Below are 24,587 nucleotides of genomic sequence, written 5' to 3'. Positions count from 1 at the left end.
AAGTCAAATCGCAATTCTTGGAGGGAATAAGAATATGAAGACAACGACCAACGATAGCCTGGCGCTTCACACAGATTTATATGAAATCAATATGATGAAGACTTATTGGGACGCTGGAAAAGCTGACCAACAAGCGGTTTTTGAAGTGTACTTCCGTAAAAATCCGTTTGAAAGTGGATATGCCATTTTCGCAGGCCTAGAACGTGTCATTCAATATGTACAAAATTTAAAATTTACCGACGATGATATCGCCTACTTACGGGAAACACAAGACTATCCAGAAGATTTCTTGGACTATTTGAAAAACTACCACTTCGATGCAACAATTCGTTCAATGGAAGAAGGGGAAATTGCCTTTTCGAACGAACCATTGATGCAAATTAAGGGGTCACTAGCTGACTGTACTTTGATCGAAACGGCTGTTTTAAATATCATCAACTATCAAACCCTAATTGCAACCAAAGCTTCACGCGTTCGTAACGTAGCTGGCGACGACGCACTAGCTGAATTCGGTGCCCGTCGTGCCCAAGAAATGGATGCAGCAATTTGGGGTTCGCGCGCTGCTTACATCGGTGGATTTGATTCAACCTCAAACGTACGCGCAGGTAAATTATTCAACATTCCAATTTCAGGTACCCACGCACATGCCATGGTACAAGCTTACCAAAGTGACTATGAGGCCTTTAAAGCTTACGCCAATGCCCACGAAAAATGTACCTTCTTGGTGGACACTTACGATACCCTTCGTTCAGGTGTGCCAAATGCGATCAAAGTAGCCAATGAGATGGAAGATAAGTCTCGTTTTGTCGGGGTTCGTATCGACTCTGGCGACATTTCCTACTTATCATCAAGTATCCGAAAGATGTTGGATGAAGCGGGCTATCCTGATGCGATCATTTCTGCCTCAAACGATTTAGATGAAAAAACAATCTTAAACTTGAAAATGCAAGGCGCTAAAATTGACGCTTGGGGTGTCGGTACACAGCTGATTACTGCTTTTGACCAGCCAGCTCTAGGCGCTGTTTACAAATTATGTGCTATCGAAGATGAGCATGGCGATATGGTCCCAACCATGAAAATTTCGTCGTCTCCAGATAAAATTACCACACCAGGTGAGAAACAAATCTGGCGTATCACCCGCAAGAAAGATGGTAAATCTGAAGGGGACTATATTACAACCATGAATGAAGATCCTAATGACGCTGAGTCTATCTTCATGTTCCATCCAACTTATACTTACATCAATAAAACAGTTCGTCGTTTCAACGCCCGCCCGTTATTGAAAACTATTATCGATAAGGGTGAATTGGTTTACGATGTGCCAACGCTTGAAACCGTTCGTGATTTTTCACGCGAGCACTTGGATGCCTTATGGTCAGAATACCGCCGTATGTTGAATCCAGAGCCATATCCAGTGGACTTATCGCAAGAACTGTATGATTTAAAAATGAATTCAATCGCTGAAATTCGCGAACGCATCAATGATGAATATAAAGAATTCGACTTGAATGGTGACAACGAAGATCAAGAAAACTAATTCACCATTTAAGCTAGAAAGCAATAAATCAACAACGGAATAAGCAATCAAAGGGGAGAACATCATGCGTCCATTACAAGAAGAAATCATCAATGCCCTTAAAGTCGCACCGAGCATTGACCCGGAAACAGAAATCAGACGTACCATCGATTTCATCAAGGCTTACCTAAACAAGTATTCATTCCTGAAAACCTTAGTACTGGGGATTTCTGGTGGGCAAGATTCGACGCTAACTGGTAAACTATGCCAATTGGCCATCACTGAAATGCGCGAAGAAACTGGCGACGACAAGTATCAATTCATCGCAGTCCGTCTGCCATACGGCAACCAAGCAGATGAAGCAGACGCCATGGACGCCATCGAATTCATGGCAGCCGACCAAACCGTACGCGTTAACATCAAACCAGCCGTTGATGCCACAGTTGAACAATTGGAAAAGGGCGGCCTTACAATTTCTGACTTCAACAAAGGAAACATCAAAGCCCGCCAACGGATGTTAGTCCAATATGCGATCGCAGGTGAAAATGCAGGTGTTGTGATAGGAACAGACCATGCTGCAGAATCAGTCACAGGATTCTATACAAAATTCGGTGACGGTGCAGCCGACATCCTACCTATTTGGCGGTTAAATAAAGGTCAAGGACGCGCTATCCTTGAATATTTAGATGCACCAGAACACCTATACGCCAAAGTGCCAACAGCTGATCTAGAAGAAGACCGCCCAGGCTTAGCCGACGAAGTAGCCCTAGGTGTCACCTACCAAGACATCGATGCTTACTTAGAGGGCAAAGAAGTGTCCCAAGAAGCTGCTGAAAAAATCGAAAACTGGTACCTAAAAACACAACACAAACGTGAATTACCAATAACCGTTTATGATGAATGGTGGAAGAAATAAGGTGTAAGAGCCGACGATAGGAAAGAAACCGCTGGAAGATTAGAGCAGTGGGTGACGAAGTCAGGTACAAACTATGCTGAAATGCAGTTCTTTCTGGAGGCACGAGCTCAACTTCATATGATGTAAGAGCCGAGTCAAAAGATTAAAAAGCTTTAACTTATATAGAAAATAGCCTCTGTGATGTTACTGTTCACAAAGGCTATTTTCTATTATTTTTTTAACGGGTGAATTTGTTAGATTCATTTTGTACTTTTCCAAGAATTATCACTGTTATGGGGAACTATTTAAAAACTACTTATCTAGGACTTAGCGTTTTTTACTAAAACATGTCCCAAGTATATTCCGCTAATCTCATCATACACCTCATTGAAAGAAAGATTAGTCACAAATCCATTGACCATCTACGAAATTACAAGCTATTCCCAAGCCACCTAAGGTTTGCAGTTTTGCTGTTAATGGTTGCCCTTCTTCTTGAGCAATTTGTTTTAGCTGGTTTTCAATGTCTTCAGTTGCTTGTGCACCTGAAATCAAATATTTTTGATTGATCACTAAAGCTGGTGCTCCTTGGATGCCATATGCTTGACTGACTGCTAAATCTTGTAAAACAGCTTCTTCTGTCTCAGCTTTTTTATATTGTGCTATCCATTGGTCAATATCAATATCAGTAGTCGCTACCGCAGCTTTTAGGATGTCAAAGTCTTCGATATTCTTATTTTCAACGAATAAAGCATTTTGGATGGCATCAAAAGCATCCCAGTAAGCATCTTGCCCGCCTAAAATACCAGCGGCTTTTGCTGATTTTAAACCATTTTTTGAAGTTGGGAAGTTGAAGTCGGTTTCACGCATTCCCTCTATATTAAAGCGGTGGTCATCATCATTTTGATTAGCTTGTTTCCAATGTGTTAACACTTCAAGTTTAACGGCTTCATGTGAGCCAACCAATTGGGTATAGTGATCTGGTTCAAAACCAAAAGCGAAAGAACGGTGGACCACGTCGATGTTAGTATATTTACTAGTGATTTCCCGCATGCGATTAGACATGGGGAAACAAAATGAGCAAGTCACATCGTGGAAAAATTCAATTTGCATAGTGTTCTCCTTTGTATAATGTCAGTCCTTATATTAGATAAAATCAAATTTATAAGCAATTAGATTGCTCAAGGCTTTAATGGTTTGATATTTCGCATGAAAAATTTGGTCATGTTAGAATAGGTAAAGAATTATATAAAGGAGGACTAGCATGGACGATAAAATCCAACAATTTAAACAACAAATACAGGATAGCCAACGAATTGTCTTTTTTACAGGAGCGGGCATGTCTACAGCCTCTGGTATCCCTGATTTCCGGTCAGCGAATGGCCTTTTCATGGAAAAATTAGGAGGGACTTATAGCCCAGAAGAAGTCGTGTCAAATCACTTTTTCGCTAATTATCCTAAAGAATACTTTGCTTATCACTTTGATAAATTGGTCCACCCAGATGCCAAACCAAATGCGGGCCACGAATTTATTGCCGAGTTGGAAAAATCGGGCAAAGATGTGTCTGTTGTTACCCAAAACATTGATGGTTTGCATCAAAAAGCAGGATCCAAAGCCGTATATGAATTACATGGTACTGTATTGGAAAATTATTGCGTAGAATGTGGGCAACGTTACGCACCTGAAGACCTACGTATAGATGAAGACGGGATACCTCGTTGTGTTAATGATGGTAATATTGTGCGTCCTGACATCGTGCTTTACGGCGAACAATTAGACCAAGATACTGTAAATGGGGCGATTGATAAGATTCGTCAAGCCGATTTACTCGTCATCTTAGGCACCAGTTTAGTCGTTTATCCAGCGGCTGGATTCTTAAACTATTTCCGAGGACAATATCTAACCGTAGTAAACAAATCATCACTAACCATTCCATTCAATGACGTATTAGTTTTTGAAGACACAATTGAAAACGTCTTTAGCCAACTAAGTTAAATCAGTATGTTAAAGAAAAAACGCCTTACACAAAATTGTAGGGCATTTTTTCTTTAAAAATCTTATAACACTACTTAGTGAAAAAGCTCTTTCTATAACAATATTAAATTGTACGGCGTTTCCTATTCGAAATACCAATAAAATTAAACAAGAATAAATGCACAATTCGGATAGTGATTGTGTATTAAAACTAAAGCCAGAGGCTGGAACTACCTAGCATGCCTTAGCAGTGGAACAAGGATTTCTGACCCACATCATTCTGTTAGGGGGCACCCCTTACAGAATGAGTCGTCAGAAAAGCCCTTAGAAAATTTTTCTAAGGGCGGTCCCACTGCTTTTAAGGCAATGATAGGTAAGTAGAAGCCGAAAGGCTTCATTACTTATCTCTAACTTCTAATCAAACATTTTTCCTGGGTTCAAGATGTTATTCGGATCCATAGCATGTTTGATGGACTTCAATACTGCCATATATGCTTCATCTTTGAAATAGGGTAGATAGGCTTTTTTCTCTAAACCAACACCGTGTTCTGCAGATAATAAACCACCTTGTTCAGCAACATATGGGAATAAATCATTTTCGTAGTCGTGTTTAATTTGTTCCCAAGTTTCATCGTCTTGATCACTGCGTAAGACACAAATATGAATATTACCGTCTCCTGCGTGACCGAAAAATCCAGTTTGGACATTATACTTATCTCCTAAACGTTTACCTTCTTTCACTAAGTCGGTAAACAAGTGGTTAGGAACAACCGGGTCATACATTTTCCAGTCACCTTTAGAGACGATACCGTTCAAGATATTATCGCGGATGGCCCACATTTCGCTTGCTTCATCATTAGAAAGTTCGCGGGCTTCAATTGCACCAGCCTTTTTCCCAAGGGTTTGAATGGCTTCAAGTTGGAAGGCTAACCCGTCTGCCGCATTGTCCGCTACGGTTGCCAATAAGAAAGCTTCGCCGTGAACTTCAGGCATTTTCTTGTTGATAAATTGTTCAGAATAGTGGATACCTGATTCTTCTAAAAGTTCTAAAGCAATTGGTTGAACAGGTGACTTCACAACTTCAAAAATAGCATCTGACACACCATCTAAAGAATTAAAACCGAGAATAACAGATTTCTCAAAAGCTGGACGTGGTGTTAATCTCAATTGTAACTCTGTGATTACCCCGAGTGTACCTTCAGCTCCGATAAATAGGTCTTTCAAATCATAAGCTGTTGCATCTTTTTTATTTAAAGAGCCAACGTGAATCAATTCTCCATTAGCTAATACCACATCATAACCACGAATATTGTCACGGGTCACCCCGTATTTAATCGCTCGCATCCCACCAGCATTTGTAGATGCATTCCCACCGACTGATGCATTTTTATTACCAGGGTCAGGGGCATAGAAATAAGGCGTATTCGCTAAATAATCGCGGATTTGAAATAAGGTTACACCTGCTTGAACAGTTAAAGTCAGCGTTTGCTCATCTAATGAAATAATGTTATTCATTTTCTCCAAGCTTAGTAACCAAGCATTATTGATAGGATAAGTTGCGCTCGTTAATCCAGTTTGACTACCGATAGTAATCGTGGGTTGCTTTCTCGCATTGGCATCTTTAATAAATGCGACCACTTCTTCAGTGGAAGTTGGGAAAGCAATTAAAGATGCTGATCCTGGATCTTTTTCAACCATGTATGTCTTCAAATACTTGTCTGCAACTTGTTTTTCAATTTCCATAATATAGCCTCCATTTGTAAGGGTTTACAAATATATTGTCCTCCAATCATTTTAAAAATGCAAGGTGATTTATTCTATTATTTTTTGTGCACGACCAGATTACTAGTAGCTAATTGGTACATCTACATAGATTTGTTGCCCGATAGCAAACTCAGCTTGGTCACTTGTTAGATTAACGATGTCGGCTTGAACTTGATCTACTAAATCAGACGGGACACCTAAATGATACGTTACGTCAGCTAGATAAGTTGTATCTAATAAGCTGTAGGGCGATTCAGCGATCCAATGTTCTAATTGACCAGTTAATGGGTAAGCAACTTTGATGTCTAATTGGGTTTGTAGTTTCCGTTCTACTTGACCAATGGCATCTAATCCCTCAGAAACAGCAGAAGAATAAGCACGGACAAGGCCACCAGCTCCTAGTTTAGTACCCCCAAAATAGCGGGTAACAATTACGATAACATTTTGTAAATTCCGCTGTTTTAGAACTTCTAACATAGGTACGCCCGCTGTTCCAGATGGTTCGCCATCATCTAGCGCTCGTTGAATCTCATTTTTTTCGCCAATTTGAAAGGCTACACAATTGTGAGTGGCTTTATAGTGTTCTTTACGAATTTTTTGGATAAATGCGTTGGCTTCATCTTCATTGAAAATTCGTTGTGCATGGCAAATAAACCTGGACCCTTTTACTTCAATTTCGTGGCTACCACCACCTTCAACTACAGTCCGGTATTCAATCATTTGACTTGCCTCCTTGTTAATCATTTCTTTCCTTTGAGAGTAGCATATTTTATTATTTTTAGCTATTTGCCTGTCTTTTGTGTATATTTCACAAAGTTGAAGCGCTTTATTAGATAAACTTGTCGAATTTTATCCAGATGTTTGATAAAATGGCACTAAAGTTATTGTCAGTTGATCATTTTTCAAGTGACAATCCGTAAAGTACAGGGATTAGAGGAGAAAATTATATGTCACTTGCCATTGTAACGGATAGTACTGCCTATCTTTCAGACGAATTTGTTAGTCGTCACGATATTACAGTTCTACCATTAACAATCACATTTTCAGACGGATCTTACCGTGACAATATCGACATCACGATTGATGAATTTTATGCCAAGATGGCGACCTTAGATGAGATCCCAACAAGTTCGCAACCAGCGCCAGGACTTGTAACAGAAGCCTTTGAACGACTTGCTGAGGTACATGATGAAGTTTTGGTTGTGACCCTATCAAAAGGTATTTCTGGTACCTTCCAGACTTTTAATATGATTGCAAATGAAGTTGCAGAAGAAAAAAACGTTCAAATTTCTGTATATAATTCAGGCATTTCCTTGATTGGTCAAGGTTTATTCGTTCAAGAAGCCGTTAAATTGCGTGACCAAGGGCTAGGATTGATGGACATTCTACCTAAACTAGACGCCTTGAAGCTAACTGCTGACGCATATTTCTCAGTGGAAGATTTAGGACACCTAGCTAAAGGAGGCCGTATCTCAGCCAGCGCTGCGGGTATTGGTAACTTGCTGCAAGTAAAACCAATCTTGCATTTTGAACATGGTAAAATTGAGGTTTTTGAAAAAGTTCGTACCCATAAAAAGACAGTGAAACGCATGCTTGATTTATTTGAACAAGCTTATCAATCAAATCCACGATTAAGGATCGCTATTGTAGGGGAAGATGATACCCCGCAAGTCCAGAATTTAGTGGCTTATATGAATGAAAACCACCCCGATTTGGAATTACAACGGACGCCAATTGGCCCCGTGATTGGGACACATCTTGGCCCAGCTGCCTATGCCTTAGTTTGGTGGCAAAACACGGATATCAAGTAGGTTCCGACATAAAATTTAATTGAAATCGCTATTATTTATGTATTTTTGAGATCAGGAAATTTCCTGGTCTTTTTTTGGCGCATTTTGACAATTTTCCCGTATAAACTTCATAAGAGGGGGGATAAGAATGGAAGCAGTCAGCAACTTACTAAGAGGTCGACTCGTCACCGCCAAGGAAATAGGCCAGACCGAATCAGCCATCAACTTACTGGATATACCCGGATTACAAATCTTCCCCGCCCTAGAAAAAGAAGGCTCGCGCTTAACCTGTCGTCGTTGCGGAAATCAAACCACCTTTCAAGAAAATAGCTGTCAATGTGGCCTGGCAGACTGCGTCTATTGTCTAAAATGTCTCAACTTCGGTAAACTAAGAACCTGCGACAAGTTATATCACATAGCTGATGCAACTGAACCCTATAGCTGGCAAAGAAACCAATCTTATTTGGCTTGGACTGGCACTTTATCAGACCAACAGGCCCAAGCCTCCAAAGAAATTTGTCAGACCTACCAAGCAGGCGGTCAACGTTTAGTATGGGCTGTTACAGGTGCAGGTAAGACAGAAATGGTTTTTGAAGCTGTTAACCAAGCCCTGATGGCTGGCCGGAAAGTAGCCCTAGCCACACCCCGAATTGACGTGGCCAATGAACTAGCCCCACGCTTTAAAGAAGCCTTTCCTGAAGTGACTATCCAGTTACTCCACGGTCAATCAGAAGAACCCTACGCTGAATCACCTTTTATCATCGGGTCCACCCACCAACTCATCCGCTTTAAAGAAGCTTTTGACCTGTTAATTATTGATGAAATTGATGCCTTCCCTTATGACGGAGACCCTATGCTCTATTTCGCTTCAGACCGCGCTGTTAAAAAGACAGGGGCCCAGATTTTGCTGACGGCAACGCCAAATCCGAGTCATGAGAAATTGATCAAAGAAGGCAAGCTACCCGTGTCCATTCTGCCAGCCCGCTACCACCGCCACCATCTACCAGTCCCCGTCCACCAATGGGTAGGCGACTGGCAAAGTCTTATTCAGGCAGGTAAAGTACCATATGTTTTTAAACGACTATTAGGGCGGCTGCTGGCCAAAGGGCGACGTGTTTTGGTTTTCATGCCAAATATTGGTTTAATGCTAACTTTTGTAAAATCTTGCCGACAAGCATTTGCTGATTACCTGTTTGAATCCGTGTCGTCAAAAGACCCAGACCGGATAACCAAGGTACAAAATATGCGAGATGGTCGTTATGATTTTTTATTTTCAACGACTATCTTGGAGCGTGGCGTTACCTTTGCCAATATTGATGTCATCGTATTAGGTAGTGAGGACCAGACCTTTACGACAGCTGCTCTGGTCCAGATTTCAGGCCGAGTGGGCCGAAAACCCAAATGGCCATCAGGGTCAGTTTATTTTCTACATTACGGTAAAACTAAAGCATCTATTGCAGCTATTCGGCAAATTCGATCCATGAATGACCAAGCAAGAAAACGAGGTTTAATTGATGATTAGTATATATAGGGGCATGAGGAATGGTGGACTCGCTGAGGCGACTGGGCCATCTACTTGTGTGATCTGTCAGAATACTTTGGATACCCAACTAACTTTGGCGGATATCTTGTCATTGAGTCCAATAAAACCACCACTTTTTTGCCAGGAATGTTTGAATGGCCTAATCGCCATTGATCCAAAAACAACCTGTAAACAATGCGGACGAGATATGACTATTGAAGCGGCAGGTCAAGTGGATAAAGAAGGTTTTTGTGGGGATTGTCAAAGTTGGCATATTTACCATGGTTGGCATTTTACCAACCAGGCTTTCTATCAATACAATGGTGTCTTTAAAGATTGGCTGGTAGTCTTAAAAGGGCAGGGCGATATTCGTGGGCGTCATCTTTTTGCCAAGGAACTAAAAGAAGTCTACCGAAAGCATACGGAGGCTATCTGGGTACCTATGCCATCTTCCAGTGAGAAGGTAGCGAATCGTGGCTTTAACCAGACACGTTTGATACTTGAGGCAGCGGACATTCCCTTTCAAGACCTATTGATGAGTGAGGGGAGTCGGGGGAAGCAGGCCTATAAAAATCGTCAAGACCGTTTGCAAGATACAAGTAAAGTTAAGATGAAAAAGGATCTAGAAAATATAGATAAAAACCGTCCGATTATCCTATTCGATGACGTCTATACTACTGGTACCACTATGTTTTCAGCCTATAAGGCACTTGAATTAGCGGGCTTTAGTCAAGTTAGCGGACTGACCCTTGCAAGATAATGTATTTTTTCAGTGTAGATTATTTGTATCGGTAAGCGGTTTCTATTATAATTAAGGTACTAAGAAAGAAGCTATAGGAGCTTCACCAGTAATTTATTATTGGTAGAAAGGATGAAAGATTATGTTTACATACAACGTCCGCGGTGAGAATATTGAAATCACACCAGCAATCAGAGAGTACGCTGAAAAGAAAATCTCTAAGATTGAACGGTATTTCACTGATTCACCAGATGCTACTGCATATGTAAATGCGAAAGTTTATCCGAATAAGGATGCTAAGGCAGAGGTTACAATTCCTTTAACAGGTGGTTTGACTTTACGTGCTGAAGAAACATCTCAAGACTTGTACGGTTCTATTGACCTTGTGGTTGATAAGTTAGAGCGTCAAGTACGTAAATACAAAACAAAAATGAATCGTAAACCTCGTGTTAGTGCTGGTTTACCAGGTGCTGTGGAAACACAAGTGCAAGCTGACCGCGTTGAGCAAGAGGCTGAAGAAGGACATGACCCAATTAAGATTGTGCGTCGTAAAACCTTATCTGTGAAGCCGATGACTGCAGAAGAAGCAGTATTGCAAATGGAAATGCTAGGTCACAACTTCTTCATCTTTGAAGATGCTGAAACTGGTAAAGGTGCCTTGGTATACGCTCGTCGTAAAGGTTCATATGGTTTAATTGCCATCGAAGATGAATTAGAAGAGGCATAACCAAGAAAACATTCTGATAAAATGACAAGCTCCGGTGATTGCCGGAGCTTTTTTAATGGGTTTAGTCATTTTTCCAGGAGAAAGATTGTAAAAATCTCATAATTTCTGCTTAGGCTAGCCGTTTCTTGTTTTAATGACAAAATTTTAATGCTATCATGTATAGGACGATAAATATATTGGGGATAGTGGGCACCAAGGCTTACAGCATATTATCTAGTAGAATGATGTGCCCTAGCCCAAGATTTATATAATTTTCTGAACCAAAGGAGAAAATAATGGCAAATGTTTTAAAAAAGGTTTTTGATAACCAAAGAAAAGATTTGAAAAAATTTGATAAAACTGCAAAACAAGTTGAAGCATTAGAGGACCGTTTTGCAAACTATACAGATGATCAATTAAAAGATATGACCAAATCTTTCCAAGAACGTCTTCAATTAGGCGAGGACTTGGAAGATATTTTAGTGGAAGCTTTTGCGACAGTAAGAGAAGGTGCACGCCGTGTCCTTGGATTATTCCCATACCACGTACAGATTATGGGTGGATTGGCCCTACACTACGGAAACATTGCAGAGATGAAAACTGGTGAAGGTAAAACTTTAACAGCAACAATGCCAGTATACCTAAACGCCTTAACTGGTAAAGGGGTACATGTAGTAACAGTCAATGACTACTTGGCTAGCCGTGACTCTGCGCAAATGGGTGAGTTGTATACTTTCTTAGGCCTAACAGTAGGCTTGAATAAAGCAGGTATGAACAACGACGAAAAACGTGTGGCATATGCGGCAGATATTACTTATTCAACAAATAATGAGCTTGGATTTGACTACTTGCGTGACAACATGGTCGTATACAAACGCCAGATGGTGCAACGTCCTTTATACTTTGCGGTTGTCGATGAAGTAGATTCAATCTTAATTGATGAGGCGCGTACGCCACTTATCATTTCAAACCAGGCTGAGCAATCAACTGCCTTGTACCAACGGGCGGATTATTTTGCCAAGAGCTTAAATGAAGACGAGGATTATGTGATTGATGTGTCGTCTAAAACAATTGCCCTTACTGAAGCGGGGATTGAAAAAGCAGAAGATGTATTCCATGTGAAGAACTTATACGATATCGAAAATGGTCGTTTAATCCACCATATCGATACAGCTTTACGTGCCAACTACATCATGATTTTAAATATTGATTATGTAGTGGTTGACGGCCAAGTGAAGATCGTTGATGGATTTACTGGTCGTATCATGGAAGGTCGTCGTTTCTCTGATGGTTTACACCAAGGGATTGAAGCGAAAGAAAATGTTGACATTCAAAATGAATCGAAAACTATGGCGACAATTACCTTCCAAAACTACTTCAGAATGTATGAAAAATTATCTGGTATGACAGGTACCGCTAAAACTGAGGAAGAAGAATTTCGTGAAATTTATAATATGAACGTTATTCAAATTCCAACCAACAAACCAGTTATCCGGGAAGATAAACCAGATGTTTTATACCCCAACTTGAAGTCTAAATTCAACGCGGTTGTAAAGGACATTGTAACGCGCCACCAAGCTGGTCAACCAGTATTAGTAGGTACGGTTGCTGTTGAAACCTCTGAAATGTTATCAGATGCCTTAACACAATTAGGGATCCGTCATAACGTATTGAATGCCAAAAACCATGAACGTGAAGCGCAAATCGTTGCTGACGCTGGTCAAAGAGGTGCGGTTACTATCGCGACTAACATGGCCGGACGTGGTACGGATATTAAATTGAGCCCAGAAGTAAAAGAACTGGGTGGTTTAGCCGTTATAGGTACTGAACGCCACGAGTCTCGTCGTATCGACAACCAGTTACGTGGGCGTGCTGGACGTCAAGGAGACCCAGGTTACTCACGTTTCTACTTATCACTTGAAGATGACGTGATGCGTCGTTTCGGTTCAGAACGTATCCAACAATTATGGGAAAGATTAAACGTAGACCAAGATGATCCAGATATGGTGATTGAGTCTCGTATGATTACTAAACAAGTTGAAGGCGCGCAAATTCGTGTTGAAGGGAATAACTACGATACCCGTAAAAATGTCCTGGAATATGATGAAGTGATGCGTCAGCAACGTGATGTCATCTACGCACAACGTTTCGAAGTGATTTCAGCTGAAGAGTCATTGGATGACGTGATGTGGCCAATGATTGAGCGGACTATTAAACGTCAAGTGGAATTATACACTGCTGGTGACCGTTCTGAGTGGAACTTAGAAGCGCTGGCTGATTTTGCCGAAACAACCTTATACCGCAATACGCAAGTAGACATTGACAACTTAGAGGGTAAAAACCAAAAAGAAATCATTGCATACATTACAGATAAAGCGGCTGACCGTTTCAACCAAAAAATTGATTCAATCAATAACAAAGACATGGCCCTAGAATTTGAAAAAGTGGTTATCCTGCGCGCAGTTGACTCTCGCTGGACTGACCATATTGACGCTATGGACCAATTACGTCAAGGGGTTGGACTACGTGCTTACGCGCAAAATAACCCATTGGTAGAATACCAATCTGAAGGATTCGACCGTTTCAATGAAATGATTGCCGGTATTGAATATGATGCAACACGCATGTTCATGCAATCAGAAATTCGTCAAAACTTAGAGCGTAAACAAGCGAAATAAGTAAATATCATGAACATAGGGACGAACAAGGCACTGACCGACTAAGATCATCATGCACGTTTGTCCCGTGTTTTTATTAGGAGCGATATAAGATGGAACAATATGAAATTAATAACTTACTAGAGCAAAATAAAAACCAAATTGACAGCTTCAGGGGGTCTCTTTGACTTAGAGAAGATGGAAGCTGATTTAGCTGAGTATGAAGCTGATATGGTTCAACCAGATTTCTGGGATGATTCAGAAAAAGCACAATCAGTAATTGATGCAAACAATGCTTTGAAAAAGGTCTATGATGAATTCAATAATCTAGCGGATGAATATGAAGAATTGACACTTTTAAATGACATGGTTAAAGAAGAACCAGACCCCGAATTAGTTAGCGAATTGGTTAACCGAATTCAAATCTTTCAAAGTAAAATCTCTGCTTATGAACGAAATATTTTACTAAGTGGGGAATATGACCACAATGACGCCTTGTTAGAAATCCATCCAGGTGCTGGTGGTACTGAGTCCCAAGATTGGGCTTCTATGCTCCTTCGTATGTACCAACGGTGGGCAGACCAACATGATTATCAAGTGACAACACTCGATTTTCAAAACGGTGATGAAGCGGGGATTAAGTCTGTTACACTAGAAATCAAAGGGTTGAATGCTTACGGCTTTTTGAAATCGGAAGATGGTATCCACCGCTTGGTGCGTATTTCACCATTTGATTCCAACAAACGTCGTCATACCTCTTTTGCTTCAGTTGAAATTATGCCCGTATTGGACCAAAATACCGAGATTGAAATTGACGAATCAGATATTGAAATGGATGTGTTCCGCGCTTCAGGTGCCGGTGGACAGCATATTAATAAAACGTCTTCAGCCGTTCGGTTGACCCACGTGCCAACAGGTATAGTCGTGGCCTCACAAGGTCAGCGATCACAGTTCCAAAATAGGGACACAGCTATGAAGATGTTGCAAGCCAAGTTGGCGCATCTATTGGCTGAGAAGAATGCTAAAGAGTTGGACGAAATCCGCGGTGAGAAATCAGAAATTGCCTGGGGTTCACAAATTCGTTCCTACGTCTTCCACCCATATAATATGGTAAAAGACCACCGAACTGACTATGAAACAGCCAATGTACAAGGCGTCATGGACGGAGACTTGGATGGTTTTATTGACGCGTATTTAAAAAATCAATTGAGTGACGAAAATTAGAAGTTACTTTTTCTAACTGAGTGTATTTTAAAATACACTTAAAAAGTTATATAATTGTGAGTGAAGTTCAGCTTGTATCTGATATTAGGGTAGTTGGTTAATTTTGGGCGTAAATGAGATTTCCCAAAATTTTATGTGGAGGAAATATATGAAAAAAGTATTAATAGTGGATGATGAACAATCAATATTAACATTATTAAAATATAGTCTAGAAAAAGAAGGCTACGAAGTTATTCAAGCAGAAGATGGACAGACAGGTTTAGAATTGGCCTTGAATAATCAACTAGACTTCATCATTCTTGATTTGATGTTGCCAAAAATAGACGGGATGGACGTTTGTAAAAACTTACGCCAAAACAAGGTGAATACACCGATTTTGATGCTAACAGCAAAAGATGATGAATTAGAAAAAATTATTGGTTTGGAACTGGGTGCTGATGATTACATGACCAAACCATTTAGTCCGCGTGAAGTATTGGCCCGTATGAAGGCCATCTTACGTCGTGCGACATATTCTGTGTCTTCAGTGGATGTGGAAAATGGCGTGGAAGAAAAGCATAAAATCACCCTAACGAAAGATTCAGTAGGGAATTTTAAAGATGAAGATGTTGAAATCATTAAAGCTGGCGATATCGAAATTCATGTGAATGATTATGTAGTATACGTGCGTGGAGAGTCGATTGAAATGACGCCTAAAGAATTCGAGTTATTAACTTATATGGCTCGTCGTGTGAACCGGACATTGTCTCGTGAGCAACTATTACAAAAATTATGGCGCTTTGATTATGCAGGTGAAACCCGTATTGTGGATGTGCATGTGAGTCATTTACGTGAAAAAATCGAATTAGACACCAAAAATCCTGAATATATCATTACCGTTCGTGGCTTTGGGTATAAATTCGAGGTGCCGAACTGATGCAAAAATTGATTCAAAGTATAACAACAGTGTTTGCACTGTTGTTTATTTTATATAGTGTGATATTTGCCTTTACAGTCAATCGTTTTGTGTCGGACACCGTAAACGATGAAGTACAAAATACTTTGATTAATGTGGTATCTACTATTCGACCAAGTTTCAGGTCCTTAGATCCAGTTGATATCACCGATAATACAGCTGAATTCCGGAACGTTAAACGAACCATTCAACCTATGGTCAATTTAAATGACCGGATATTAATTTATGACGCTGACGGCAACAAAGTTTATTCTGTAGGGAATGACCAGTTGTTAAATGATGCTGCCTTTAGAGACTATGAAGAAAATATGGATAATAGGTTTAGACAGGAAGAAACAGAAAAGAATACGATTATTTACTCTTACTCTGAAAGAATTTCTAACTCAAAAGGAGATGTACTCGGGTATATTCAAGTATTGAGAAATTTCCCTCTGAATAGTCCAATTGAAGAAAACATTATCTTTATTGCCGTGGTAATGGCTCTGGGAGCGGTTATTTTATTGGTGGGCTTTTTTGTACACTTTAACCGCAGAATACACTTGCCTATTTTGGCCATCAATCGCCAATTAAATCATATAGCAAATAATGACTACGCGACGAAGTATACACCAGTGGACATTGAAGAATTTGATGAAATAGGTGAAAATATTAATGACCTATCCAATGAACTGGCACTTCAAGAATTGCAAATTACAAATCAAACACAACGAATGAACAAATTGGTGGATGCCATGATGTTAGGCGTTGTGATGGTAGATAAAGACCATATTGTACGTTTAGCTAACCCAGCTATTTATGAAATTTTAGGGCTAGAGGAACAGATAGAAGGTCGTCGATTTGAAGAAGTATTACAAAGTTATCGTTTGATTCAAATGTTAAACCAAGCTTCTAAAACAAAAAAGAAGATTAATGAAGAAATTTATTTATATTATCCAAGAGAAGTTATTTTGGATGTGAATATTATTCATTTAAGCTATGAAGAAATGGATGCATACTTTGATGCTGAATCCAATGAAGAACTCACAAAACCAAATGATTCGGAACAAATCATTCTTTTGATTTATGATATTACAGGCATACGTCATTTGGAAAAAGTCCGCAGTGATTTTATCTCTAATGCTTCTCATGAGCTAAAAACACCAGTCACCGCTTTACAAGGCTTTACTGAGACATTATTAGATGGAGCCATTGAAGATCATGATACAGCGGTAGAATTTGTTAAAATTATGCAAAAAGAAAGCAATAGACTAGGCGCTTTAATTAAGGATATTTTAGATTTGGCAAAAATTGAACAGGATCAAGTACAACAAACTAGTGAATTGTTAGAGGCTGACGAGCTAGTGGAAGATGTATTCCAACATTTAAGTGGACGGTCACAAGAGAAACATATTGATTTAGTGAAAGATGATACATCTCAGCCGGGTATATCTTTTAGAGGAGATCGGGGTAGGGTGTTACAGGTGCTTACGAATCTTATTCATAATGCTATTATTTATAACAATTCCTATGGTTTTGTTAAGGTATCAATTGCTGAATCAGAAAGTTTCATTCAATTTAAGATCTCAGATAATGGTATCGGCATACCACAAGAAGACCTCCCAAGAATTTTTGAACGTTTCTATCGAGTAAGCAAAGACCGGTCTACTGCATCTGGTGGTACAGGTTTAGGTTTATCTATTGTTCGAAATATATTAGAACACATGGGCGGTACGATTGAAGTAGATAGTGTATTTGGTAGAGGAACAAGTTTTACCGTCTATATACCTAAGCTAGAACCGTTGGAATTAGATGAAGAGGACGAAATTGAAGAATAATAAAGTCATACTAAATTTAGCCGCTAAGGGACATTAAATGAGAATTAACCAATGGAATTTACACAATCTTTACAATATATTTACACAACTAGCGGTAATTTACATTTTATCGACTTAGATATTTACAATCATTTTATATAATAATGCTGTAATCGTTTGGTATATGGTTATATGGATTAAGAAAAAGAAAAGGTGGAAAGTATAAATGACTTTTAGCAAGCTTTCAAAATTAGTTTTAGCGTTAGGTGCTTCAGCTGCTTTAGCTGCATGTGGAAACAGTGACTCTAGTAATGACTCAACGGATACAAGTTCTGATTCGACAACAGAAGCGACAGCAATTACTGGGCCTATTTCAGTTATCTCTCGTGAAGAAGGTTCTGGTACGCGTGATGCCTTCGTTGAGGCTACAGGCGTTATGGCTGATGATATTGATAACACTACTGCTGCAGCTACCATCATGAATGGTACAGACCAAGTAATGACTACTGTTGCTGATGATCCAAATGCAATCGGATATATTTCTTTAGGTTCATTAAACGATACAGTCACTGCTGTTTCTATTGATGGGGTTGAACCTACGGAAGAAAACGTCGCATCAAGTGATTACGCCATTTCTCGTCCATTTAACATCGTATATCAAGGCGAATTAGAAGGTGTAGTAGCTGACTTCCACGACTTCATCTTCTCTGAAGAAGGTCAAGCAATCGTTTTAGAAGAAGGTTACGTACAAGCTAAAGCTGATGCGGAAGCTTATGCAGGTGACGGCTCTCAATCAGGAACTATCAACATTGTCGGTTCTACTTCAGTTTCTCCAGTAATGGAAAAATTAGCGGAAGCTTATGAAGAATTAAACTCAGGTGTTCAAATTAATATTACTTCTAATGGTTCATCTGCAGGTGTTAAGGCTGCTACTGATGGAACTGCAGACTTAGGTATGGCTTCTCGTGCTTTAGCGGACGATGAAACTGATGTAACTGCTGAAGCAATTGCTATTGATGGTGTTGCGGTAATCGTTAACCCTGAGAATGGCGTTTCTGACTTAAGCTTAGATACAGTCGCAAGTATCTTTACTGGCGAAACTACTAACTGGGAAGACACTGCTCAATAATTCTGACTAGTTAAGTAACAACTAAGGGTTTATCTTATTAGAGTTGCTACTCCTATATAGTAGCAACTCCTTTTATATTTTGAGGGTATTTTGAATTATTCAAAGGTCGACTAACCAATTGTGAATTTATGGGTTTTTAAAACCGGATAGATAAGTTATAATTTCCCTTGGACACATTTTTATAGTGAATTTGAATTTAATAAGGAGAACATATGAAACAAAATAATATGTTGGAAACGGTAATGAAGTACGTTTTCATGTTAGCTGCTTTCACTTCAATTCTTGCCTTGTTAGCAATTTGTTACTTTATATTTGCAAGAGGATTACCTTTTATGGCCGATTATGGCTTTGGTCAATTCTTATTTGGTAGCAAATGGCAACCATCTCAAGAAATTTTTGGGTTAGCACCAATGTTAGTAGGTTCACTATACGTAACCTTAATCGCATTCGTGTTGGGCGTACCAACAGGTGTATTTACTGCGATGTTTATGGCATTTTATTGCCCTCCCAAATTACATAAAATTTTGAAACCAGCGATGAACTTAATGTCTGGTATTCCTTCTATTGTATTTGGTTATTTTGGTTTACAAGTATTGGTTCCGGGAGTTCGAACTTTTTCAAGATCTTTAGGAATTGCATCAAATGGTATGAGTATCATGACAGCGGGTATTGTTTTAGCAATTATGATTTTACCTACTATTATTACCATGTCTGAATCTTCGTTACGTGCAGTGCCAAAAACTTACTATAATGCGTCAGTTGGATTAGGCGCTGATCATGATAGAACGTCTTATGTTATCATGATGCCGGCTGCTAGATCAGGGATTTTCTCTTCTATCATATTAGGTATTGGGCGAGCTGTTGGTGAAACAATGGCAGTTATCATGGTTGCTGGGAACCAAGCAATTTTCCCACGCGGCTTATTCCAAGGTGCGCGTACAATGACCGCTAATATCATCTTAGAGATGGCTTATGCAACTGGATCTCACCAAAGTGCCTTAGTTGCAACAGGTGCGGTGTTATTTGTAATTATTTTGATTATCAATGGTATCTTCGCGTATGTTAAGAGAACGGGGGTAAACAACTAATGTCTAAAGTATTACGTGGATTCACATATTTCTTTGCTGCAGTTACATTTGCGGCCTTAGTATGGATTATCGGTTACGTATTAGTTTCAGGTGTCCCTCACTTAACAGCTGACTTATTCTCATGGAAGTACTCAACAGATAACGTTTCAATGATGCCTTCAATTATCACAACAATCTATGTAATTGGCGGTTCATTACTTCTTGCTATTCCATTAGGTGTATTTGCTGGTTTCTACCTAGTAGAGTATGCTGGCAAAAATAACAAATGGGTTGAAGGTATCCGTATTGCAACTGATACCTTAACAGGGGTTCCATCAATCGTATTCGGTTTGTTTGGTATGCTAGCCTTTGTATCCGCAGCAGGATTCCAATATTCATTAATTTCAGGTATTCTTACAACGGCAATTATGGTATTACCATTGATTATCCGTAATACTGAAGAAGCCTTAATGTCGGTTAAAGACAATCTACGACAAGCAAGTTTCGGTTTAGGTGCTGGTAAATTACGTACTATCTTTAGAATCGTATTACCAATCGCTATGCCTGGTATCTTGTCAGGTATCATCCTTGCTATCGGACGTATCGTTGGTGAGACAGCAGCCTTGATGTATACATTAGGTACATCCACATCACTCCCTAATTCAATCTTCTCATCTGGTCGTACATTAGCATTACATATGTATGTATTATCAAGTGAAGGTTTACACCGTGATCAAGCGAATGCTACTGGTGTAATACTATTGTTAGTTGTATTAGTGGTCAACGGCTTATCTACATGGTTATCACAACGATTTACAAAAGGAGGACAAAATTAATCATGGTTGAAAACAACAATCTTAAAATTAAAATGCAAGCAGAAAACATGGACCTTTACTACGGTAACTTTAAAGCCTTAGAAGGTATCAACATGCCAATTTACGAAAAACAAGTAACAGCATTAATTGGTCCTTCTGGATCAGGTAAATCTACTTTCTTGAAAACATTAAATCGTATGAATGATCTAGTTGAAGGTTGTCGTATCGAAGGTAAAATTACTTTAGACGGTAAAAGCATCTTCGATCGTGACATGAACTTAAACATGTTACGTAAAAATGTTGGTATGGTTTTCCAACAACCGAATCCATTCCCAATGTCAATCTATGACAACGTCGCTTATGGTCCGCGTACACACGGTGTCCGTGACAAAAATGAATTAGACGAAATCGTTGAAACATCATTACGTGGTGCAGCGATTTGGGACGAAGTGAAAGATGACTTAAACAAAAATGGTATGTCTATTTCTGGTGGGCAACAACAACGTGTATGTATCGCACGTGCCTTAGCAGTTAAACCTGACGTATTGTTAATGGATGAGCCAACTTCAGCCTTGGACCCAATCTCTACTTTAAAAGTTGAAGAGTTAGTACAACAATTACGTGATGACTATACAATCGCGATCGTAACGCACAACATGCAACAAGCTGCGCGTGTATCTGATTACACAGGCTTCTTCTACGCTGACCCAGAAACTGGCCCAGGTAGATCACATATCATTGAATTTGGTGAAACTGACCAAATCTTCAACAACCCAACAAACACACAAACAGCAGACTACGTTGCTGGACGTTTTGGTTAATCCAAACCCCAAACAAAATAACCTTTTCAAGCCATCGGCATTTATTTGTCGGTGGCTTTTCTTTATGCACAAATCAAATAGCTAGTGGAGGGTAGGGACGTTTCTTAGCGGCTTGGTCCTCTACAAACAGGATATTTTTGTCGATATCTTAGGGTGAATATTGTACAACGAACATACGTTTGTGTTAAAATAGAAGCGTATTTAAGTCAAATTATTCGCAACAAATGCGAACTATGTCATAATAGATGAGAAGATATAAGTGATAAGGTATAATTATTATTTGCTGAACATCAATTGAGGTTTAGTAATGAGGTATAACAATAAGGAGTGGCATGATTGAGAGATTTAATTAAAGTAAGGGGCGCTCGTTCCCATAATCTAAAAAATATTGATATTGATATTCCCCGCGATCAAATGGTCGTTGTAACTGGTTTATCAGGATCCGGGAAAAGTACTTTAGCCTTTGATACCTTATATGCAGAAGGTCAAAGACGATATGTGGAAAGTCTATCGGCCTTTGCGCGTCAATTCTTAGGTAATACAGAAAAGCCAGATGTAGATTCTATTGAAGGTTTAAGTCCAGCCATCTCAATTGACCAAAAGACTACTTCAAGAAACCCACGTTCAACAGTAGGGACTATTACTGAAGTGAATGACTATCTTCGTTTATTATATGCCCGTGTTGGTCAACCCATCTGTCCAAATGATGGGACAGAAATTACAAGTGAATCATTAGACCAAATGTTAGACCGGATTTTAAGTTTACCTGAACGAACTAAAGTGCAAATTCTATCTCCAGTTGTATATGGTAAAAAAGGTCAACATAAAAAGATCATTGACGGTATCCGTAAACAGGGGTATGTTCGTGTGCGTATTGATGGTGAAATCTATGACATTGATGATGTACCTGAATTAGAAAAAAATAAAAAACACCAAATCGACATTGTGATCGACCGTTTGGTGATTAAAGAAGATATTAGAGGGCGTCTAGCAGACTCTTTAGAAGCAGCCTTGAGATTGGCCGATGGGTATGCAGTGTGTGATTTAATAGATGGGGACGAAATTCTCTTTTCAGAGCATTATTCATGTCCCCACTGTGGATTTACAGTAGGGGAGTTAGAACCCCGTCTATTCTCATTTAATGCGCCTTATGGGGCTTGTGAGGAGTGCACTGGTTTAGGCTCAAAAATTGAAGCTGATCCTAATTTAATTGTGCCAGATAAAAATAAAACATTAAAAGAAGGGGCAATTGTTCCTTGGGATTCAAAAGGTTCTGCTTTCTACCCAACCATGTTGGCACAAGCAGCTACTGCCTTCAAGATACCAATGGATGTACCTTTTAAAGAACTTACACAAGAACAACAAGACCTAATTTTATATGGGTCTGGCGAAGAAGAATTCCATTTCTATTATCAAAATGAGTTCGGATCTGTCCAAGATAAAATGCGGGTATTTGAGGGTGTAATTCCTAATGTACGTCGCCGTCATCAATCTAGTCAATCTAAGGCTATGCGGGAAGCTATGGGTCAATATATGACTGAATTAGAGTGTCCTGTATGTCACGGTAAACGGTTAAATCGTCAAGCCTTATCAGTTAAAATTGGTGGACAAGATATTGCTGAAGTAACCCATAAAGCGATTGTGGATACCATTGAATTCTTCGAGAGGTTAGATTTATCTGAACAAAATACGACAATTGCTCAACCGATTATGCGTGAAATTGCATCACGGTTAAACTTCCTAGAAGAAGTGGGCTTAAACTACCTAACTTTAGACCGTTCTGCAGGTACGTTGTCAGGTGGGGAAGCGCAGCGTATTCGTCTAGCTACTCAAATTGGATCAAACCTTTCTGGCATCATGTATGTCTTGGATGAACCTTCAATTGGATTACATCAAAGAGACAATGACCGTCTGATAAAATCATTGAAACGCATGCGTGATTTAGGGAACACCTTGATTGTCGTTGAACATGATGAAGAAACTATGCGTGAAGCAGATTATCTAATTGATATGGGACCTGGTGCTGGTCAATATGGTGGCGAAGTCGTGGCTGCAGGTACACCGGATGAAGTGGCAAAAAATGAAGACTCTATCACAGGGCAATACCTAAAAGGTGCCCGTAAAATTGACTTACCAGAAAAAAGACGTAAAGAGGATAGAGGGGCCATTCATATTAAGGGCGCTAGTGAAAACAACCTTAAAAATGTAGATGTGGATATCCCAATTGGTCGTTTGAACGTTATATCAGGAGTTTCAGGATCGGGTAAGTCTTCATTAGTTAATGAGGTCATGAAAAAGTATCTGATACGTGAACTAAATAGAGCAAAGATGCCTTATGGAAAAGTAGATGAAATTTCAGGTTTTGAATCGTTAGATAAGGTTATTGATATTGATCAAAGCCCGATTGGTCGTACGCCACGATCTAACCCAGCAACATATACTTCTGTATTTGATGATATTCGTGATCTTTTTGCGCAAACTAATGAAGCCAAACTACGTGGATACGGTAAAGGACGTTTTTCATTTAATGTTAAAGGGGGCCGTTGTGAAGCATGTAAGGGTGACGGGATTTTGAAGGTAGAAATGCATTTCTTACCTGATGTATATGTACCATGTGAAGTTTGTCATGGTACCCGTTATAATTCAGAAACTTTACAAGTAAAATATAAAGGTAAAAATATCGCGGAAGTTTTAGATATGCGTATTGAAGAAGCTTTAGAATTCTTTGCGGCAGTACCAAAAATTCGACGTAAATTACAAGCCATCGTCGATGTAGGTCTTGGCTATGTGACATTAGGTCAACCAGCGCCAACCCTATCAGGTGGGGAAGCGCAACGAATGAAATTGGCCTCTGAGTTACAACGTGTAGCAACTGGTAACACCTTATATGTTTTAGATGAGCCAACTACGGGTCTACATACTGAAGATATCAAGCGATTAATTGGCGTTTTACAACGTCTAGTAGATGCTGGTAACACCATTGTCGTGATTGAGCATAATTTAGATGTGATTAAAACAGCAGACTATATTGTGGATATTGGCCCTGAAGGTGGTGCTCAAGGTGGTACGATCGTTGCTACTGGTACACCTGAAGAGGTTGCTAAAGTGAAAGGCTCATACACAGGTAAATACTTAAAACCATTATTGAAAAAATAGAATAAAGTAGAAAAACACTATGTTGACGATAAATATTACATTCATCTTGAAGCATAGTGTTTTTCT

General features: G+C 39.5%; 19 protein-coding genes. 16 read left to right on the top strand and 3 right to left on the bottom strand.

All coding sequences use genetic code 11. From position 1 onward, the window contains the following. Positions 1–34 precede the first annotated feature (34 nt). Both ACFW0C_RS01995 and nadE read left to right on the top strand, forming a co-directional pair. A complete protein-coding gene (locus ACFW0C_RS01995) occupies positions 35–1,537 on the top strand; it encodes a nicotinate phosphoribosyltransferase (RefSeq protein ID WP_378104917.1) in 1,503 nt (500 codons plus the stop codon). Positions 1,538–1,601: 64 nt separating this feature from the next. Then, positions 1,602–2,432: an ammonia-dependent NAD(+) synthetase gene (gene nadE, locus ACFW0C_RS01990; protein ID WP_378104915.1), complete on the top strand. Its 831-nt coding sequence runs from the start codon at positions 1,602–1,604 to the stop codon at positions 2,430–2,432. Positions 2,433–2,810: 378 nt separating this feature from the next. Here nadE and ACFW0C_RS01985 read toward each other — a convergent pair whose 3' ends face one another. After that, positions 2,811–3,521: a DsbA family protein gene (locus ACFW0C_RS01985; protein ID WP_378104913.1), complete on the bottom strand. Its 711-nt coding sequence runs from the start codon at positions 3,519–3,521 to the stop codon at positions 2,811–2,813. A gap of 151 nt (positions 3,522–3,672) precedes the next feature. Here ACFW0C_RS01985 and ACFW0C_RS01980 point away from each other — a divergent pair, with 151 nt between their 5' ends. Continuing rightward, the gene (locus ACFW0C_RS01980; RefSeq protein WP_378104911.1) at positions 3,673–4,404 is read left to right on the top strand and encodes an NAD-dependent protein deacylase; all 732 of its coding nucleotides are present in this window, start codon (positions 3,673–3,675) and stop codon (positions 4,402–4,404) included. 393 nt (positions 4,405–4,797) lie between these two features. Here the strand turns inward: ACFW0C_RS01980 and ACFW0C_RS01975 are convergent, their stop codons facing one another. Both ACFW0C_RS01975 and ACFW0C_RS01970 read right to left on the bottom strand, forming a co-directional pair. Next, positions 4,798–6,126 carry an FAD-binding oxidoreductase gene (locus ACFW0C_RS01975; RefSeq protein WP_378104908.1) on the bottom strand — a complete coding sequence of 443 codons (1,329 nt, stop codon included), beginning with the start codon at positions 6,124–6,126 and terminating at the stop codon, positions 4,798–4,800. A 102-nt stretch (positions 6,127–6,228) separates the two neighbouring features. Next, a complete protein-coding gene (locus tag ACFW0C_RS01970; RefSeq protein ID WP_378104906.1) occupies positions 6,229–6,867 on the bottom strand; it encodes a YigZ family protein in 639 nt (212 codons plus the stop codon). A 227-nt stretch (positions 6,868–7,094) separates the two neighbouring features. Here ACFW0C_RS01970 and ACFW0C_RS01965 point away from each other — a divergent pair, with 227 nt between their 5' ends. The 13 genes from ACFW0C_RS01965 (at position 7,095) to uvrA (ending at position 24,521) form a co-directional block, all read left to right on the top strand. Then, on the top strand, positions 7,095–7,958 hold the full coding sequence (locus ACFW0C_RS01965) for a DegV family protein (protein ID WP_378104903.1): 864 nt from the start codon (positions 7,095–7,097) through the stop codon (positions 7,956–7,958). 127 nt (positions 7,959–8,085) lie between these two features. Continuing rightward, positions 8,086–9,459, top strand: a complete 1,374-nt coding sequence (locus ACFW0C_RS01960; RefSeq protein WP_378104900.1) for a DEAD/DEAH box helicase — start codon at positions 8,086–8,088, stop codon at positions 9,457–9,459. After that, the gene (locus tag ACFW0C_RS01955; RefSeq protein ID WP_378104898.1) at positions 9,452–10,219 is read left to right on the top strand and encodes a ComF family protein; all 768 of its coding nucleotides are present in this window, start codon (positions 9,452–9,454) and stop codon (positions 10,217–10,219) included. The genes ACFW0C_RS01960 and ACFW0C_RS01955 overlap by 8 nt, the downstream gene beginning before the upstream one ends. A gap of 121 nt (positions 10,220–10,340) precedes the next feature. Further along, positions 10,341–10,925, top strand: coding sequence for a ribosome hibernation-promoting factor, HPF/YfiA family (gene hpf, locus ACFW0C_RS01950; RefSeq protein WP_378104895.1), 585 nt, complete (start codon positions 10,341–10,343; stop codon positions 10,923–10,925). Positions 10,926–11,200: 275 nt separating this feature from the next. Next, positions 11,201–13,582 (top strand): preprotein translocase subunit SecA, encoded by a 2,382-nt coding sequence (gene secA / locus ACFW0C_RS01945; protein ID WP_378104894.1) that lies wholly within the window; start codon positions 11,201–11,203, stop codon positions 13,580–13,582. Positions 13,583–13,674: 92 nt separating this feature from the next. Then, positions 13,675–14,785, top strand: a protein-coding gene (prfB, locus tag ACFW0C_RS01940) for a peptide chain release factor 2 (protein WP_378104892.1) whose coding sequence is annotated in 2 segments (ribosomal slippage) — positions 13,675–13,746 and positions 13,748–14,785 — 1,110 coding nt in all. Because the reading frame shifts where the segments join, the coding sequence is not laid out codon by codon here. 148 nt (positions 14,786–14,933) lie between these two features. Continuing rightward, positions 14,934–15,701, top strand: a complete 768-nt coding sequence (locus ACFW0C_RS01935) for a response regulator (protein ID WP_378104891.1) — start codon at positions 14,934–14,936, stop codon at positions 15,699–15,701. After that, positions 15,701–17,554 (top strand): ATP-binding protein, encoded by a 1,854-nt coding sequence (locus ACFW0C_RS01930; RefSeq protein ID WP_378104890.1) that lies wholly within the window; start codon positions 15,701–15,703, stop codon positions 17,552–17,554. The genes ACFW0C_RS01935 and ACFW0C_RS01930 overlap by 1 nt, the downstream gene beginning before the upstream one ends. Positions 17,555–17,759: 205 nt before the next feature. After that, positions 17,760–18,662 (top strand): substrate-binding domain-containing protein, encoded by a 903-nt coding sequence (locus ACFW0C_RS01925; protein WP_378104888.1) that lies wholly within the window; start codon positions 17,760–17,762, stop codon positions 18,660–18,662. 212 nt (positions 18,663–18,874) lie between these two features. Beyond that, positions 18,875–19,750 (top strand): phosphate ABC transporter permease subunit PstC, encoded by an 876-nt coding sequence (pstC, locus tag ACFW0C_RS01920; RefSeq protein ID WP_378104887.1) that lies wholly within the window; start codon positions 18,875–18,877, stop codon positions 19,748–19,750. Further along, a complete protein-coding gene (gene pstA, locus ACFW0C_RS01915) occupies positions 19,750–20,565 on the top strand; it encodes a phosphate ABC transporter permease PstA (RefSeq protein ID WP_290490609.1) in 816 nt (271 codons plus the stop codon). The genes pstC and pstA overlap by 1 nt, the downstream gene beginning before the upstream one ends. Positions 20,566–20,597: 32 nt before the next feature. Beyond that, the gene (gene pstB / locus ACFW0C_RS01910) at positions 20,598–21,365 is read left to right on the top strand and encodes a phosphate ABC transporter ATP-binding protein PstB (RefSeq protein ID WP_290490642.1); all 768 of its coding nucleotides are present in this window, start codon (positions 20,598–20,600) and stop codon (positions 21,363–21,365) included. Positions 21,366–21,701: 336 nt separating this feature from the next. Beyond that, complete coding sequence (gene uvrA, locus ACFW0C_RS01905; protein WP_378104884.1) at positions 21,702–24,521, top strand: excinuclease ABC subunit UvrA; 2,820 nt, start codon at positions 21,702–21,704, stop codon at positions 24,519–24,521. Positions 24,522–24,587: the final 66 nt, after the last annotated feature.

Origin of the sequence: Aerococcus sp. NPDC058936 (assembly GCF_042741995.1) — a bacterium.
GTDB lineage: Bacteria > Bacillota > Bacilli > Lactobacillales > Aerococcaceae > Aerococcus.
The sequence above is the reverse complement of the archived record's forward strand: the minus strand, read 5'-3'. Positions and strand labels throughout refer to the sequence as shown.

Bases quoted from the DNA above. Each gene is read 5' to 3' on its own strand.
- ACFW0C_RS01995 (WP_378104917.1), top strand. From the start codon at position 35: ATGAAGACAACGACCAACGATAGCCTGGCGCTTCACACAGATTTATAT.
- nadE (WP_378104915.1), top strand. From the start codon at position 1,602: ATGCGTCCATTACAAGAAGAAATCATCAATGCCCTTAAAGTCGCACCG.
- ACFW0C_RS01985 (WP_378104913.1), bottom strand. From the start codon at position 3,521: ATGCAAATTGAATTTTTCCACGATGTGACTTGCTCATTTTGTTTCCCC.
- ACFW0C_RS01980 (WP_378104911.1), top strand. From the start codon at position 3,673: ATGGACGATAAAATCCAACAATTTAAACAACAAATACAGGATAGCCAA.
- ACFW0C_RS01975 (WP_378104908.1), bottom strand. From the start codon at position 6,126: ATGGAAATTGAAAAACAAGTTGCAGACAAGTATTTGAAGACATACATG.
- ACFW0C_RS01970 (WP_378104906.1), bottom strand. From the start codon at position 6,867: ATGATTGAATACCGGACTGTAGTTGAAGGTGGTGGTAGCCACGAAATT.
- ACFW0C_RS01965 (WP_378104903.1), top strand. From the start codon at position 7,095: ATGTCACTTGCCATTGTAACGGATAGTACTGCCTATCTTTCAGACGAA.
- ACFW0C_RS01960 (WP_378104900.1), top strand. From the start codon at position 8,086: ATGGAAGCAGTCAGCAACTTACTAAGAGGTCGACTCGTCACCGCCAAG.
- ACFW0C_RS01955 (WP_378104898.1), top strand. From the start codon at position 9,452: ATGATTAGTATATATAGGGGCATGAGGAATGGTGGACTCGCTGAGGCG.
- hpf (WP_378104895.1), top strand. From the start codon at position 10,341: ATGTTTACATACAACGTCCGCGGTGAGAATATTGAAATCACACCAGCA.
- secA (WP_378104894.1), top strand. From the start codon at position 11,201: ATGGCAAATGTTTTAAAAAAGGTTTTTGATAACCAAAGAAAAGATTTG.
- ACFW0C_RS01935 (WP_378104891.1), top strand. From the start codon at position 14,934: ATGAAAAAAGTATTAATAGTGGATGATGAACAATCAATATTAACATTA.
- ACFW0C_RS01930 (WP_378104890.1), top strand. From the start codon at position 15,701: ATGCAAAAATTGATTCAAAGTATAACAACAGTGTTTGCACTGTTGTTT.
- ACFW0C_RS01925 (WP_378104888.1), top strand. From the start codon at position 17,760: ATGACTTTTAGCAAGCTTTCAAAATTAGTTTTAGCGTTAGGTGCTTCA.
- pstC (WP_378104887.1), top strand. From the start codon at position 18,875: ATGAAACAAAATAATATGTTGGAAACGGTAATGAAGTACGTTTTCATG.
- pstA (WP_290490609.1), top strand. From the start codon at position 19,750: ATGTCTAAAGTATTACGTGGATTCACATATTTCTTTGCTGCAGTTACA.
- pstB (WP_290490642.1), top strand. From the start codon at position 20,598: ATGCAAGCAGAAAACATGGACCTTTACTACGGTAACTTTAAAGCCTTA.